We start from the raw sequence: 15287 nt of genomic DNA, 5'->3' as shown, positions 1-15287 counted from the left end.
GCTCCTGGGGGGACGATGGCGTTCCGGCCGGCTAGCCGGCCAGGGCGTCGATCGGCGTAAAGGGTGTTCTCGTCTGAAAACCAGGCGGGGGCACCCTTTTTGCGTTTGGTGGAGACGCTGGGGAGATTGCCGCATTCGTCGCCTGGGGAGGCTGCGGTCCAGGGGGAATCATGAAACCGGGGATCATCGTGTACGGGCTGCTGGCCGCGACCCTGGCGGGCTGCGCGGGAGGCGGCGCGGAGACCGTCGTCGACGCCCACGCCATGGCCCAGCTCCGCGACGTGCTCAACAGGCGGCCGAGCCTGCCGGACGGCTTCGCGCAACGGCCCGATCAGGCGTGGCGGGTGCCGTTCGGCCGGGTGGACCAGAGGTGCAGGTCCGCACTCGACGCGGCGGCCGGGCACGCGCCGCAGGAGGGGCTCACCGGCCAGGCGGCGGTCAGCTACCAGGGGGACGGCCTGGGGGAGCGCGCGGCCGTAGGCCTGGCCCGGTACGCGGGCGAGGAGGCCGAGGCGCGCTTCGACGCGCTGAGCGACGCCCTGGAGTCGTGCCGGGAGATCCGCACGGCGGGCGGCACCGACCTGCGGGCCCGCAGACTGGACCTGGGCGACGCCGCCCGCTCCGGGGACGAGGCAGCCGGGACGCGGCTGCGCGGACGGCTGAACGGCTACCCGTACGCCCTGGACGTCGTGCTGTCCCGGACCGGCGACACACTGGTGTCGGTCGTGCACGCGGGCATCACCGACGTGGACCGGGACCGGACGAGGAAGCTGGTCGCCGCCGTGCTTTCGATGTCCACGGCCTAACCTGGTCCTCGTGACTCTCGATCCTGAAGACAGCAAGATCATCACCTTGGCGCGGGCGGCCAGGGCGCGCAACGAGGCCGCCGAGGGCGCCGCCGTGCGCGACGAGACCGGCCGCACGTACTCGGCGACCGACGTCGCGCTGTCGTCGCTGAGGCTGTCGGCCGTGCAGGTCGCGGTGGCCATGGCGGTCTCCAGCGGCGCGCGGTCGCTGGAGGCGGTCGCGCTGGTGACGGCGGGCGAGCCGTCCCCGGCCGACGAGGCGGTCGCGTCGGAGCTGGGCGTCAAGGCCCTGCTCGTGGCCGGCCCCGACGGCACGCTGAGGTCCTGACGTGGGCATGACGCCGTTCCTGGCCCGGCTGCGGGCCAAGATCGGCAACGACCTGCTCATGCTGCCGTCGGTCAACGGGTGCGTGTTCGACCGCGCCGGGCGGGTGCTGATGGCCAGGCACGGCGACGACGGCCTGTGGGCCACCCCCGGCGGCGGCGTCGACCCCGGCGAGCGGCCCGAGGAGGCGGTGGTCAGGGAGCTGCGCGAAGAGCTGGCCATCGAGGTCGAGGTGCGCGGGCTGGTCGGCGTCTTCGGCGGCCCCGAGTACCGCACGGTCTACCCCAACGGGCACGAGGTGGCGTACGTCATCGCCATGTACGCCTGCACCCTCGCCTCCGGCACGCCCGTCCCCGACGGGGACGAGATCACCGACTACCGATGGGTGGCCGAGCACGAGGTCGACGGCCTGACGACGACGGCCTGGACGCCCCTGGCGCTGCCCGACGCGTTCGCCTGGTGGCGTGAACACGGCGGCTGATAAGCGACAATGCACAATGTGACTTCGCCAGACAACCATCGCGCCGGATTCGCCTGCTTCGTGGGAAGGCCGAACGTCGGCAAGTCCACGTTGATGAACGCCCTGGTCGGCGCCAAGGTGGCGATCACCTCGTCCAAGCCGCAGACGACCAGACGGGTCATCAGGGGCATCGTGCACCGCCCCGACGCCCAGATCGTCATCGTGGACACGCCGGGCCTGCACCGGCCGCGCACGCTCCTCGGCGAGCGGCTGGACAGCCTGGTGCTGTCCACGCTCACCGAGGTCGACGTGATCGGCTTCTGCGTGCCGGCCAACGAGCCCATCGGCAAGGGCGACCGGTTCATCGCCGACAAGCTGGCGGCGGTGAAGAAGACGCCCGTGGTCGCCGTGGTGACCAAGTGCGACCTGGCGAGCCGGCAGCAGATCGCCGAGCAGCTGCTCGCGGTGTCGCAGGTGGCCGAGTTCGCGGCGGTCGTGCCGGTGTCGGCGCAGTCGGGCGAGCAGCTCGACGTCCTGGGCGACGTGCTGATCGAGCACCTGCCCGAGTCGCCGCCGCTCTACGAGGGCGGGCAGCTCACCGACGAGCCCGAGCAGGTGATGGTGGGCGAGCTGATCAGGGAGGCGGCCCTGGAGGGCGTCCGCGACGAGCTGCCGCACTCGATCGCCGTGGTCGTCGACGAGATGTTGCCCCGCGAGGGGCGCGAGGACCTGCTCGACATCTACGCCCACATGTTCGTCGAGCGGCCCTCCCAGAAGGCCATCGTCATCGGGCACAAGGGCGAGCGGCTGCGCGACGTGGGCACCAAGGCCCGCAAGCAGATCGAGGCGCTGCTCGGCACGCGGGTCTACCTCGACCTGCGGATCAGCGTGGCCAAAGACTGGCAGCGCGACCCCAAGCAGCTGCGCCGGCTCGGTTTCTTCGACTGACCCGACAGCGCCCGTGACCCCACAGCGCCCGAGCGGGCCGGGTCAGCGGGCCCGGCGCACCAGGGTGAGCACGGACAGCACGACGATCGCGAGCGAGCAGGCCAGCGCGGCGAACCAGCCGAACCTGATGACCGGCTCGACCGACAGCAGCCGGCCCAGGTCGATGGAGAGCCGGTCGCCGATGCGGCCGGGGTCGGCGACGAACATCACCAGCAGCAGCGTGGCCAGCGCGCCCGGGATCACGGCAAGGGCCGCGACGCGCGGCCGGCTGCCCAGCAGGCCCGTGACGCCGAGCGCCAGCGCCGCCAGCCCGGCGAGCAGGGTGTACAGGCCCGTGCTGACGTCGATGCCGCGCACGTCGTCGGAGACGCCGCCGCCGAGCAGGTCGCTGCGGGCCTCGATCCCGGCCCAGGGCATGATCGCGGTGAGCACCAGGAGGGCGGCCGCGACGGCGACGGCCAGCGCGGCGCCGCGGCGGGCGGACGTCGTCCGGGCGGGCTTGAGGTCATCGGCCACACGATCACTGTAAGCCGGGCTCCCGCCCGTCACCACCCGGCGCGACGGACTCGTCACCAAGCCGCGCGCCCGCCGCCGGGCGGTGATGGGGGCGGGGGCCGGCGGTCAGGTCGTCGCCAAGCCGCGCACCCGCCGTCGGGTGGGGACGGGCGGGGGCGGCGGTCAGGGGGTGGCGAGGAAGGCGCGGGCGTTGGCGGCGGCCCGGCGGTCGCCGGTCTCGTCGAAGATCTCCAGGGCGGCCGTGGCCAGCTCGCGGGCTCGTCCGGCGGCGCCCTCCGCCCGGTTGACCCGGGCCAGGGTCAGCAGCGCGTACGCGTCGAGCAGGCGGTCGCCGAGCCGTACGGCGATGCCCCTGGCGCGTTCGGCGGCGGACCTGGCGTCGGGTTTGGCGCCCTGCGCCAGCCGTACGGCGGCCAGGTCGAGCAGGGTGTCGGCCTGCCGGTGCCGGTCGCCCAGCTCGGTCAGGTGGCCGACGGCCGCCAGCAGGCGGACGGCGGCCTCCTCCAGACGGCCCGCCCGGCGCAGCACCGCGCCCAGCACGCGTTCGGCGTCGGCGGCGTCCCGCTCGTTGTCGGCCGCCTCCAGGCAGGCCAGCAGCGCCCGCTCGGCCTCCTCCAGCCGGTCCCGCTCCAGGTGCACGCGGCCCAGGCGGCGCCGGGTGTGGTTGACGTCGCGGGTGCGGCCCTGGCGCAGGAACATGCCGAGCGCCAGCCGCAGCTTCTCGTGGGCCAGGTCCCAGTCGCGCTCGGCCAGGTGCAGGTCGCCCTGGTCGAGCAGGACGAGCGCCTCGCCCCGGTCGTCGCCGGACCGCCTGGCGCTCTCCAGCGCCCGGTCCGAGACCGCCCGCCAGTCGTCGAGGAACCGGTGACGCTCCAGGTACGGCCCCAGCAGGTGCGCCAGCCGCCAGCACGGCTCGTCGAGGCCGGCGGCGTGCAGGTCGGCCACCAGGCTCACCAGGAACGGCCGTTCGGCGTCCAGCCACTCGACCGACTCCCTGATGTCCCTGGTCGCCACGGCCGTGCCCGGGTCGCCCGACACCAGCGAGAAGCGCGAGGCCCGCACCCGGGCCAGCACGAGCTCCGACACCTCGGCCAGCACGCCCGGCAGCGGCTGCTCGCGGGCGAACAGCCGGGTCAGGTCGTGCATCCGGTAGCGGACCTGACCGGCCGCGTCCACGCCGTGCGTCTCCAGCAGGCCCGCGTCCACCAGGGCCTCGGCGCCGCCGCCGAGCCGGTCGGTGAGCCAGTCGGCGAAGTCGGGGGCCGACAGCGCGCCGAGGCCGCGTAACGTGCGCCTGGCGGGCTCGGGCAGGCCCTCGTAGCCGATGGCGAACACGCTGCGGACCGCCTGGTCGCCCGCGTGCAGCCGGTCGAGCCGCTTGTGCTCGTCCTCAAGGAGGCCCACCAGGTAGTCCACCGTCCAGTTCGGGCGGGCCGCCAGCCTGGACGCGGCGATGCGCAGCGCGATCGGCAGGCCGCCGCAGAAGCGGGCCAGGCGGTGCAGCGCCTCGTCCGCGGGTCGTCCGGAGCCGGTCGTGAGCAGGGCCAGGGCGTCCTCCTGGCCGAGCACGCCCACCGACAGCCGGGTCGCGCCGGTCAAGCCGCCCAGGGACGAGCGGCTGGTCACGACCGTCGGGCAGGACGTCAGCAGCGGGCGCACCTGGGCCTCGCCGGCGGCGTTGTCCAGCAGGACCAGCAGGCCGCGGTTGGCGGTGTAGGCGCGGAACAGGCGCTCGCGCTGCTCAAGCCCGGCCGGGATGGCCTGGGCCGGGCAGCCGAGCCAACGCAGGAAGTCCTCCAGGACGGCCGAGGGGGCCGTGGTCTCGCGCAGGTCGGCGTACAGGATGCCGTCGGGGAAGGACTCGCGGGCCCGCCAGGCGGCGTGCACGGCCAGGGCCGACTTGCCCGCGCCGGCCTGGCCGTGCACGACGACGTGGCCGCCGACCACCCGGTCGAGCAGGTCGGCGCGGCCGGTGAAGCCCGCGATGTCGGGCGGCAGCAGCACCGGAGGGCCCGCCGACACGTGCAGCGACACGTCGTCGTGGAGCATGCGGTGGTAGAGGAGCTGGAGCTCGGGGTCCGGCTCGATCGCGTGGCCGCCGTCGAGCTGGTCGCGCAGCACCGCGTACGCGGCCAGCGCGTCGACCCGGCGGCCGCTGCGGTAGAGGGCCAGCATGTACTGGCCGCGGAAGCGCTGCCACAGCGGGTGCTGCTTGGTCAGCCGCTTCAGCTCGGCCAGCAGCTCGCGGTGGCGGCCGGCGTCCAGGTCGGCCTGGAGGCGGCGTTCCAGGGCGAGCAGGCGCAGCTCCTCCAGCTCCTCGCGCAGGCGCCGGGTCTCCTCCCACCGCTCGCCGTCGGGGTCCAGGTCCTCCAGCGCGGGGCCGCGCCACAGCGCCAGCGCCTCCTCGTACGAGCCGCGGTCCACCAGCAGCCGGAACCGGTCGACGTCGAGCTGGTGGCCGCCGATCGCCAGCGCGTACGAGCCGGACACGGTGGTGATCACGTCCTTGCCCAGGAGCTGGCGGAGCTGGCCCACGTACCCGCGTACCAGGGAGTCGGAGCGGTCGCCGCCCTCGCGCGGCCACAGCAGCCGGCGCAGCCGCTCCACGGTCAGCGGACGGCCCGCGTTCAGCAGGAACATCGCCAGCAGGTCGCGGTGCTTGGGGGTCGTGGGGGTGCGATCCCGGCCGCCGTCACGGACGTCGAGCGGCCCCATGATGCGAAATTCCACGCGACCTTCCTTTTGGGAGGGGATGTCGATCAGAATGGCACATCTGATGGCTCCTCTGATCTCGTCCGACCCTCACCGGTTGGGCCGCTACTGGCTGGCCGGACGGCTGGGCGCCGGTGGCCAGGGCGTGGTCTACGAGGCGTACGGCGAGGCCGGGGAGCGCGTCGCGGTCAAGGTGCCCAGGTTCGACAGCGCGCAGTCGCGGTCCAGGCTGGCCAAGGAGGCGGCGGCGGCCCAGCGGGTGGCCTCCTTCTGCACGGCCAGGGTGATCGAGGCGCAGGTGGACGACGCGCCGCTGTACATCGTCAGCGAGTACGTCCCGGGGCCGAGCCTGCGGGAGGTGGCCGCGGGGACGGGGGCGTACGAGGCGGACGCGCTGCGCCGCCTGGCGATCGGGGTCGCCACCGCGCTGACGGCCATCCACCGGGCCGGGATCGTGCACCGCGACCTCAAGCCGGACAACATCATCCTGGGCCCGGACGGCCCCCGCGTGATCGACTTCGGGGTGGCCAGGGAGGCCGGGCCGACCACCAGCGGGCCGGCCATGGGCACGCCGGGCTACATGGCGCCCGAGGTGCTCACCGGGCGCGCCGCCACCGAGGCGGCGGACGTGTGGGCGTGGGGGATGGTGGTGCTGTTCGCGGCGCGGGGGCGTGACGCGGTCGAGCCGGGCGAGCCGATGGCGGTCGTGGGCCGGGTGCTGGAGTTCGAGGCGGACGTCGCCGGGCTGCCGGAGGAGCTGGCGTCGCTGGTGTCGGCCGCCACCGCCCGCGACCCCGCCGCCCGTCCTGCCGCCGGGGACCTCCTGCTCCGCCTCCTGGGCGAGGGCCCCCGGCGGGACGACGGCGATCCCCTGGCCCGTGGCGGGATCGTGGCGGGGGAGCTGAAGGGGCAGGCGGGGCCGGACCTGGGGGCGATCGCCGAAGAGCTCTACGGCGAGCTGAGCGAGGACGAGCGGGCCGCCGTGCCCGAGGTCTTCCTGCGGCTGCTCGACGGCGACGGGCTGCGTCCCGTGGAGCGCGAGGAGCTGCCCGAGGCCAAGACGGTCGACTCGATGCTGGGCCTGTTCGTCTCGGCGGGCATCCTGAGGACGGGCGGCGGCGCGTACGAGCTGGTCGCCCCCGGCCTGGTGCAGGCGTGGCCGCGGCTGCGCGACTGGCTGGCGGGCAACCGCGAGGGCCTGCCCGTGCACCGCCGCCTGGCCGAGGCCGCCGCCGAGTGGGACGGCCACGGCCGCAAGCCCGCTGACCTGCTCCACGGCACCCACCTGGACCGCACGCTGCAATGGGCCGCCACCGAGCGCAAGGACCTCACCCTGGCCAGGCGCGAGCGCGAGTTCCTGGACGCCGCCGCCGGGCAGGCCCGCACCCGCACCAGGCGGCGCGGCCTGCTCGCGGCCGTGCTGGCGGTGCTGCTGGTGGCGGCGCTGGGCGGGCTCGGCGCGGCGGAGTACCTGCGCAGGGAGTCGGCCCGGCAGCGGGACGAGGCGCTGGCCAGGGAGCTGGTGCTGCGCGCCGGCGGGCTGCGCGAGCTGGAGCCCGCGCTGGCCGGCCTGCTCTCCGTGGCGGCCTGGCGGCTGGCCCCTGAGCTGATCGAGACGGCGGGCGGGCTGTACGACGCGGTCTCCCAGCACGTCACCGACGTGTTCGTGGCGCCGAACGTGGCGGCGGGGAGCGTGCAGGCGCTCAGCTTGGACGGCCGCGTCCTGGCCTCCGCGACGGACGGCACCGCCCGCCTGTGGGACATCCCGACCGGCCGGGAGCTGCACGAGCTGGCCGGTCTGGGGGCAGGCGTGCAGAGCCTCGCCGTGAGCCTCGACGGCCGTCTTGTGGCCGCCCTGGACGACAAGGGCGTGCGGCTGTGGGACACCGCCACCGGCAGGCCGCTCGGCGGCCGGTTCGCGAACAACGCGAGCGGGTTCGGGGCGCTGGAGTTCGACCGCACCGGTCGCAGGCTCTCGGTCCCGTACAGCTCCGAGAGCGAGCGATGGTGGGACGTCGCCACCCGCGCCCCCCTCACCGCCCCCGACGGCGCGATCCTGAACGGCGTCAGCCCCGACGGCCGTTACGGCTACGTCGCCGACGACGACGAGGAGCGGGCCGTGGTGTGGGACCTGCGCCGCCGCAGGCGCCTGGACCTGCCGACGCTGCCCGGCACCGGCACCTCCGTCGAGGCCAGGTTCAGCGAGGACAACGGCGCCCTCGTGGTCATCGAGGACGTCCCCCGCCACGACAAACCCAAGATCCATCTGTACGAGCTGACCGCCGGCACCGCCGAGAGCGAGTTCGAAGGCCAGAACGCCCAGGCCGCGGACCTGGTCTTCGGCGGCCGGTACATGGCCACGTGGCGGCCGGGGGACCTGCTCGTCCTGCGGCCGCGCGACAGCCTGGTGACCGCTCTGCGGCTGCCCCTGCCGGACGGCGTCACGCAGGTCCGCTACGACCTGGCGGGCAAGGCCGTACGCCTGCTGGACGCGGCCGGCGGCGTCACCACGGTCGACGTCTCCCCGCTGTTCGACCCGGCGGTCGACGGGGAGCTGCCGGACCTGCGGATGCGCGAGGACGGCCGGGTCCTGGCCGTCAAGCGGGACGACCGGCTCGAACTGCTCGACCCGGCGACCCGTCGCCGCCTGGCCGGCCCGATCGCCTGGAGGGGCGAGGGGTCGGCGATGGCGTTCAGCGGGGACGGCACGCGGCTGGCCTACGGCGACGGCCCCCGCGTCCGCGTGCTCGACGTCGCGGGCGGGCGGGAGACGCAGGCGTTCGAGCTCGCCGGGAAGGGGGCGGAGAAGGCGGACGCGCTCGCCTTCAGCCCCGACGGCCGCACCCTGGCCGTGCTGCCCTCCAGGTTCGAGGGGGCGCTGCCGCTGGAGCTGCGCGACCTCGCGACCTCGCGGACGCGGACCACGAAGGTGTCCGGCGTCGGGCCGATGAGCTTCGCGCCGGACGGCTCGCGGCTGCTCATGGGAGGCCCTGAGCTGCGGCTCTACGACCCGGTCGGCGGGACCGTGCTGCCGGTGGGGGACGAGGCCAGGCGGATCGGCGGCGCCTTCGCCTACAGCCCCGACGGACGCCAGGTGGCCTTCTCCCATCCCGACCGGATCACGCTGTGGGACCGGGACCTGCGGACCCTGCTCGGCGCTTTCCCCACCGTGCCGGGCGCGGAGCAGTTCGAGCTGCCGGCCTGGTCGCCCGACGGGCGGCTGATCGCCACGTACGAGAAGGGCCCGCGGATCCGCCTGTGGGACGTGGCCTCGCGGCGGCACATCGGGGTCGTGTTCGACGGGCTGGCCGAGTCGACGGGCGACAACGTCTGGCTCGGCTTCTCGGCCGACGGGACCAAGTTGCGCACGCTGGACGACGACGGCGCCTTCCGTACACATGACCTCGACCGGCGGCACGTGGCCGCGACCGTGTGCGCCCGCGCCCGCCGTGCGCTCACGGCGGCGGAGTGGCGGGCGTACCTGCCGGGGGTCGAGCCGTTCGACGTGTGCCGCTAGGACGTCCAGGCGACCACCTGGAACCAGACCGCCTTGCCGGGCGGCTCGGGATGCCAGCCCCAGCCGTAGGACAGCCGGTGGACGATGGCCAGCCCCCGCCCGCGCCCCGCCAGCGGGTCCGCCTGGCCCATCCGGGGCAGGGCCGTGCACGAGTCGCGGACCTCCACGGTCAGCAGGGAACCCTCCCTGACCACCACGATCCGGACGGGTTCCGCCGAAGGGTCGTGGGTGAGCGCGTTGGTGGCCAGTTCCGAGACGAGCAGCTGCGCCGTCTCGACGGCCTCCATCAACGCTTCGTGGTCGGTGGCGAGGTCGCCGACGAACCGCCGGACGGACGAGACGCATCCGGGATGCCGGGGCATCCACCGCTCGCCGAGGACCGTGTCCGGCAGGGGCCGCCGGTCGGCGAGCGTCACGGCGGGACTTTCGGGTTTCATGTGGCCAGCGTGACGCCACTTGACTACGGTCGGTAGTGGCCCGGTCGCAAGGAGTGGACTTTGAAGTCCGGGCCGTCGGCGTTGAACTCGGGCGAGGGGAGGGCGAGATGGTCGACTTCTACGCGCCCCAGGCGATCTGGGGCAGAGAGCTACGGCACTACCGGAAGGCGGCGGGCCTGACGCAGGGGCAACTCGCTGAGCGCATCCATTTCAGCGAGGGCCTGATCAGCGGCGTCGAGACCGGCCAGCTCCCGGCCAGCCCCGAGTTCGCCGAGTCCTGCGACAAGGCCCTGGCCACCGGCGGAGCGCTGCGCCGCCTGCTCGACTGGCGCAAGGGTCAGATCTTCCCCTCCTGGTTCGGCAAGTGGCACGAGAAGGAGCAGGCGGCCCTCACCCTGCGGACCTACGAGCCGCTGCTGGTGCCGGGGTTGTTGCAGACCGAGCAGTACGCCCGCGCCGTGCTGCGCGGCAACGAGGCCGCGGTGGCCGCCCGCTTGGAAAGACAGGCGATCCTCGCCCGCGACGACCCGCCGTCGTTGCGCTGCGTCCTCGACGAGGCGGTGCTGTTCCGGCCCATCGGCGGCCCGGAGCTGATGAAGGGGCAACTACGACGGCTGCTCGACGTGGTCACCCCCCGGCTCAGCATCCAGGTCCTCCCGCACGGGTTGCACTCCGGCCTGACGGGTGGTTTCGTGATCGCGACCCTGGACGGAGGCTCCGAGGTGTTGTACGCGGAAACAGCGGTGCGCGGCATCACCACGAGCGATCATGAGGACGTCTCGGCGGCCGTGGAGCGGTTCGAGGCCATCCGTACCGAGGCGCTGCCCTTGAGCATGTCCCTTGAAACGATAAAGAAAGCCATGGTGGAACGATGGACCTGAGCTTCGCCCGGTGGCAGAAGTCCAGTTTTTCCGGTGACAACGGCGGCAATTGCGTCGAGATCGCCGAGCTCAAGAACGTTCATGGCGGCCCTGAGCACAAGGTCGGGCAGGACGAGCTGGTCGTCGTGCGTGACTCCAAGGACCCCGACGGACCCAAGCTGTTCTTCACGCCCGCCGAGTGGGACGCGTTCCTGGCGGGCGTGAAGGCGAGAGAGTTCGACCGCGCGTGACGGCGGGGTTCAGCAGGTGGCCGGACCGGCGTCCCGCTGGACCTCGATGGAGGGCGTCTCGCCCTCGTGCGGCGGCATCGCGGACGCGGCCACGAGTGGATCGCCCGGGGTGCCGCCGACCTTCTCCAGGAAGTCGCTCCACTCGGTCGGCACGGCGAGCGCGGTGATCGAATACCACTCCCCGGCCATCGAGGGGTCGCCGCCTTCGAGCGAGACGGGCACGTCCCACTGGCCGGAGGCCCGTACGGTGTCGACGCGGTAGAAGCGGGTGCGTCTGGTGCGCGGGGTGCCGGTCGTCCGGCGCACCCCGACCAGCAGGGACGTGCCCTCGGGCAGCGTCGCGGTGCCTCTCACCAGCGGGCAGGGCGGCGCGGTGGCCCCGGGGCCGGTGACGGGCGCGGTGATGGCGAGCCGGGGCGTCTCCCGCTCGCTCTGCGCCTGGCTGTACTTCGCCACGACGCCGGGCAGGCCCACCAGCGTCGTGGCCATGCCGACGATGGCGGTCGCCCACTTCCTTCTGGCGCTCCATACGCGTGGAGCGGACCCGGCGCTGTGGCCGAGCTTTCGGTTCTTGGCCATGTGCGATATTTCCCCCGATCGTGCGCCGCGAGATGGATACGCGGAAACGCGACGTGTCCCATTTTTTCGGGATAAACGTCGAATTGGAGTGTTTTACTCAACGGGGTGGAAGGGTGTCGGCCTGCACCCGATTTCGGGTGATGCCGTTTCCCCTGCTCATACCCTTGATCGTCCGCGTAACCCCCGGCCGAGGGTGTTTTTGAGATCAACTTGACGGTCGTTCACCAAGCGTGAATCAGGGGTTATTGGCCCAAATACGCGCTGACTGCACGATTTCCTCAAGGCTGTCGCTGTGCGCGCCCTTCCAGTAGACCTGGCCGCAGTCGCCGCACCGGCCGTAGGCGTCATAGCTGCGCCGGGTGCCCGCCTCCAGCAGCGGTTCGACCTCCTCCTTCGGCACCGGCACGAGCACGCCGTTGCAGGCCGTGCAGCGCGTCCAGGGGGCCAGCGGCGGCGCGAACCGTTCGAGCACGTCGCGCAATTGGTCGGCGGGGCGCGAGCCGCGGACGTAGGCCCCCAGCCACAACGCGCGGCGGCGCAGCAGGCCGCGGTCCTGGGTGAGCAGCACCCGCCGCTCCTCGTTGGCCTGGACCACCAGCGCCGGGTCGTCCATGTCGTTGTGGTAGGCGGTGTCCACGCCGAGCAGGCGCAGCCGCCGGGCCAGCGTGCCGAGGTGCACGTCGAGCAGGAACCGTGGCTCGGCGGGCAGCGGCTGCGGGCGGGGCATCGGCCGCACCTCGACCGCCTCGCCCGGCGCGAGCAGGTGGGAGGGGGGCACGCCGCGGCCGTCCGACACCATCGGGCCGACCTCGGTCAAGGGGATGCCGAGCGACTCCACGTGATGGCCGAGCGTCGAGGTGCCGTCGGTGGTCACCCGATGCCACTCGCGCCGGCGGCTCACGGGCAGGAACATCCTCAGCTCAGCGGCGATGCGCAGGCGTGCGTCCCGTTCGGTCACGCTGTCCATTCTGCGGGACCGGATACCGTGAAATCATGCCCATCTCCCGCCGAGCCTTCCTCGGGCTCGCCGCGCTCGCGGCCGGCTGCTCCACGGCCAGGCCCGCCGAGCTGCGGCTGGTCACCGGGCTGGCGGGCGGCCCGTACGGCGCGCTCGGGCAGCGGCTGGCGGGCGAGCTGCGGCACGACGGGCTGACCGTGCGGGTGGTGGAGACCGCGGCCAGCGTCCAGAACCTCACCATGATGGCCGGCGGCCGGGCCGACGTCGGGTTCGCGCTGGCCGACAGCGCCGACGACGCGGTCCGGGTGCGCCACCAGCCGGTCTCCGCGCTGGCCCGGATGTACATGAACTACGTGCATCTGGTCGTGCGCGAGGGCGCGCGGATCACCGGCGTCGCTGACCTGGCGGGGCGTCCGGTGTCGATCGGGGTCGAGGGGTCGGGCACGGCGGTGACCGCGACGCGCGTGTTGGCGGCCGCCGGGCTGCGCACCCCGCCGGAGATCACCAGGCTCGGGCTCGACGCCTCCGTCACCGAGCTGCGCGACGGCCGCATCGAGGCGTTCTTCTGGTCCGGCGGCGTGCCGACGCCCGCGCTCGCCGCGCTCGACGACATCGCGCTGGTCCCGCTGGAGTCGCTGGTGCCGGTGCTGCGCCGCCGCTACGGGCCGGTCTACGAGCACGCCGCCGTGCCCGCGGGCGCGTACGGGCTGGCCAGGCAGGTGCCGACCGTCGGCACGCCGAGCTACCTGATGTGCCGGACGACGCTCCCCGACGAGCTGGCCTACACCGTCACCGAGACGCTCTTCCGCGCCCGCGACCGCCTCCAGGCCCCGTCGGCCCCCGGCGGCCGCCTCGACCGGCGCTACGCCATCGGCACCGGCGTCGTGCCCCTGCACCCGGGGGCGGCCCGCTACTACCGCTCGGTCTACGGCTGACCCGGCGCCAGCTCGACCACCAGCCCGTGCGGCACGGCGGGCAGCAGCCGCAGTGTGGCCCCGCACGCCTTGGCCAGCTCGGCGGCGATGGCGAGCCCGAGCCCGCTGCCCGGGACGTTCGCGTGCGCCCCCGACCGCCAGAACCGCCCGAGCGCCTCGGCCCGCTCCTCCTCGCCCAGCCCCGGCCCGTCGTCGGCGACGCGCAGGACCCCGCCGTCGAGCGTGACCGTCACCGTGCCGCCCTCGGGGACGAACTTCTGGGCGTTGTCCAGGGCGATGTCGGCGATCCTGGCCGCCGCCTCCGGCACCAGCGCGCCCGCGGGGACGTCGGCCACCAGGCACACCCCCTTGGCTGCGTAGACCTCGCGCCACACCGCCAGCCGCCCGCCGAGCGCGACCTCCTTGCCCGCCAGGCCCGCGCCCGCCTCGACAGTGGCCAGCGCCAGCAGGTCCTCCACCAGCAGCGCCAGCCGGTCGAGCTCGGACATCGCCTCGGCGTACTCGGCCGTGCCCTCCTCGCGCAGGTGCGGCTCCAGGTTCTCCAGCCGCAGCCCGAGCACGGTGAGCGGGGTGCGCAGCTCGTGCGAGGCGTCGGCCACGAACGCCCGCTGCCGTTCCATCGCCGCCGAGACCGCGTCGGCCATCGCGTTGAAGCGCTCCTCCAGCCGCCGCAGCTCCGACGGGCCCACCCCGGGATGCGCCCGCGCGTCGAGCTGACCCTGCGCGATGGCCCGCGTGGTGCGGTCGAGCTCGGTCACCGGCCGCAGGATCCAGCGGGCCAGCCGCCGGGCCGCCAGCGCCGAATAGGCCAGCGCGACCAGCGCCCCCGCCGCCAGCGCGCCCCACACCAGCGACACGTCCAGCCGGGCCTGGCCGGTCGGGGCCTCCAGCAGCACCACGCCGGACAGCTGCGCGTCGCGTCCGGCGGGCTCGGCCAGCAGCACCGTGGCCGGGCCGAACGGGCTGACCGTGGGCAGGTCCTCGGTCGTGCGGCCGGACAGCGCGAGCCGGGTCGCCTCCCGGTCGTCGGCCTCGAAGCGGCCGGCCGAGACCAGGATCGAGCCGTCGCGGTCGCGCACCCGGACGGCCGCGCCGTACAGGTCGGCGTACCGGGAGACCTCGGTGATCAGGCCCGTACGGTCGTCGTCGCGGGCCGCCGCGTCGGCCAGCTCGGCGAACCGGGTGGCGTCGGCGCGCCGGTCGAGCAGCAGGCGGTTGGTCCGGTGGGAGGCGTAGGCCAGGCCGAGCGGCACCGCCAGCGCCGCGATCAGGAAGACGATCAACGTGGTGAACGTGACCACCAGACGCGTGTTCATCCCGTCGAGCCCAGCCGGTAGCCGGTGCCGCGCAACGTCTCCACCAGCCCCGGACGCCCGGTCTTGGACCGCAGCCCCGCCACGTGCACGTCGAGCGACCGGGACGCCGACAGCAGCGGGTCGCCCCAGACCTCGTCGAGGATCTCCTCCCGGCTGCGCACCACGCCCGGCTCGCGGGCCAGCAGCGCCAGCACGTCGAACTCGCGCCTGGTCAGCGTCACCGGCTCCCCGGCCACCGTGACCTGCCGCGACTCCAGGTCGATGCGCACGTCGCCGACGCACACCACGTGGTCGCGCACCGGCATCGGACGCGTGCCGCGCCGCATCACCGCCTCCATGCGGGCCATCAGCTCGACCGTGCGGAACGGCTTGACCAGGTAGTCGTCGGCCCCCGAACGCAGGCCGCGCAGCACCTCGCGCTCCTGCGTGCGCGCGGTGACCACGATGAGCGGCACCGCCGAGACGCGGCGCAGCCGGCGCAGCACGTCGAGCCCGTCCATGTCGGGCAGGCCCAGGTCGAGCAGTACGAAGTCGACGCCCCCCGCCAGGCGGAGGGCGTCGACGGCCAGGCCGGCGCGGGTGACCGAGTGGCCGTGCCGGGCCAGCGCCGTGGTGAGCGCGGAGGCGAGACGATCGTCGTCCTCGACCAGGAGAACCCGCATATGGC

General features: G+C 74.0%; 15 protein-coding genes. 8 read left to right on the top strand and 7 right to left on the bottom strand.

The window, feature by feature from the left end; all coding sequences use genetic code 11:
- The first annotated feature begins 170 nt into the window (after positions 1–170).
- Genes ACWCSU_RS37555 through era form a run of 4 tightly spaced genes read left to right on the top strand, consistent with a single transcriptional unit; the run spans position 171 to position 2539 of the window.
- On the top strand, positions 171–806 hold the full coding sequence (locus ACWCSU_RS37555; protein ID WP_357694078.1) for a hypothetical protein: 636 nt from the start codon (positions 171–173) through the stop codon (positions 804–806).
- Between the two features lie 10 nt (positions 807–816).
- Positions 817–1134, top strand: coding sequence for a cytidine deaminase (locus tag ACWCSU_RS37550; RefSeq protein ID WP_397042760.1), 318 nt, complete (start codon positions 817–819; stop codon positions 1132–1134).
- Positions 1135–1141: 7 nt separating this feature from the next.
- Positions 1142–1612 carry an NUDIX domain-containing protein gene (locus tag ACWCSU_RS37545; protein WP_357694647.1) on the top strand — a complete coding sequence of 157 codons (471 nt, stop codon included), beginning with the start codon at positions 1142–1144 and terminating at the stop codon, positions 1610–1612.
- Positions 1613–1630: 18 nt separating this feature from the next.
- A complete protein-coding gene (gene era / locus ACWCSU_RS37540; protein ID WP_397042758.1) occupies positions 1631–2539 on the top strand; it encodes a GTPase Era in 909 nt (302 codons plus the stop codon).
- Between the two features lie 42 nt (positions 2540–2581).
- On the opposite strand, the gene ACWCSU_RS37535 is transcribed toward era, so the two are convergent.
- Both ACWCSU_RS37535 and ACWCSU_RS37530 read right to left on the bottom strand, forming a co-directional pair.
- The gene (locus tag ACWCSU_RS37535; RefSeq protein ID WP_449941549.1) at positions 2582–3055 is read right to left on the bottom strand and encodes a hypothetical protein; all 474 of its coding nucleotides are present in this window, start codon (positions 3053–3055) and stop codon (positions 2582–2584) included.
- Positions 3056–3217: 162 nt separating this feature from the next.
- Positions 3218–5785, bottom strand: coding sequence for a BTAD domain-containing putative transcriptional regulator (locus ACWCSU_RS37530; RefSeq protein ID WP_449941547.1), 2568 nt, complete (start codon positions 5783–5785; stop codon positions 3218–3220).
- Positions 5786–5831: 46 nt separating this feature from the next.
- Here ACWCSU_RS37530 and ACWCSU_RS37525 point away from each other — a divergent pair, with 46 nt between their 5' ends.
- Positions 5832–9284, top strand: coding sequence for a protein kinase domain-containing protein (locus tag ACWCSU_RS37525; RefSeq protein ID WP_449941545.1), 3453 nt, complete (start codon positions 5832–5834; stop codon positions 9282–9284).
- Here ACWCSU_RS37525 and ACWCSU_RS37520 read toward each other — a convergent pair.
- Positions 9281–9721 (bottom strand): ATP-binding protein, encoded by a 441-nt coding sequence (locus ACWCSU_RS37520; RefSeq protein ID WP_357694067.1) that lies wholly within the window; start codon positions 9719–9721, stop codon positions 9281–9283. The genes ACWCSU_RS37525 and ACWCSU_RS37520 overlap by 4 nt on opposite strands.
- Positions 9722–9828: 107 nt before the next feature.
- On the opposite strand from ACWCSU_RS37520, the gene ACWCSU_RS37515 reads away from it, so the two are divergent.
- Both ACWCSU_RS37515 and ACWCSU_RS37510 read left to right on the top strand, forming a co-directional pair.
- Positions 9829–10602: a helix-turn-helix domain-containing protein gene (locus tag ACWCSU_RS37515; protein ID WP_357694064.1), complete on the top strand. Its 774-nt coding sequence runs from the start codon at positions 9829–9831 to the stop codon at positions 10600–10602.
- Positions 10593–10832, top strand: coding sequence for a DUF397 domain-containing protein (locus ACWCSU_RS37510; RefSeq protein WP_357694061.1), 240 nt, complete (start codon positions 10593–10595; stop codon positions 10830–10832). Before ACWCSU_RS37515 ends, ACWCSU_RS37510 begins: the two co-directional genes overlap by 10 nt.
- Before the next feature lie 9 nt (positions 10833–10841).
- Here the strand turns inward: ACWCSU_RS37510 and ACWCSU_RS37505 are convergent, their stop codons facing one another.
- Positions 10842–11411 carry a hypothetical protein gene (locus ACWCSU_RS37505; protein WP_449941543.1) on the bottom strand — a complete coding sequence of 190 codons (570 nt, stop codon included), beginning with the start codon at positions 11409–11411 and terminating at the stop codon, positions 10842–10844.
- Positions 11412–11646: 235 nt separating this feature from the next.
- Positions 11647–12378 (bottom strand): Mut7-C RNAse domain-containing protein, encoded by a 732-nt coding sequence (locus ACWCSU_RS37500; protein ID WP_397042750.1) that lies wholly within the window; start codon positions 12376–12378, stop codon positions 11647–11649.
- A 26-nt stretch (positions 12379–12404) separates the two neighbouring features.
- On the opposite strand from ACWCSU_RS37500, the gene ACWCSU_RS37495 reads away from it, so the two are divergent.
- Complete coding sequence (locus ACWCSU_RS37495) at positions 12405–13304, top strand: TAXI family TRAP transporter solute-binding subunit (protein WP_397042748.1); 900 nt, start codon at positions 12405–12407, stop codon at positions 13302–13304.
- Here the strand turns inward: ACWCSU_RS37495 and ACWCSU_RS37490 are convergent.
- Positions 13295–14620, bottom strand: a complete 1326-nt coding sequence (locus ACWCSU_RS37490; protein WP_357694052.1) for a sensor histidine kinase — start codon at positions 14618–14620, stop codon at positions 13295–13297. The two genes, ACWCSU_RS37495 and ACWCSU_RS37490, sit on opposite strands and share 10 nt — an antisense overlap.
- Positions 14617–15282, bottom strand: a complete 666-nt coding sequence (locus tag ACWCSU_RS37485) for a response regulator transcription factor (RefSeq protein ID WP_357694051.1) — start codon at positions 15280–15282, stop codon at positions 14617–14619. The genes ACWCSU_RS37490 and ACWCSU_RS37485 overlap by 4 nt, the downstream gene beginning before the upstream one ends.
- Positions 15283–15287 lie beyond the last annotated feature (5 nt).

This window comes from Nonomuraea sp. NPDC001699 (assembly GCF_053596455.1).
Note: the sequence above shows the minus strand (reverse complement) of the source record. Positions and strands in the feature narration are given on the sequence as shown.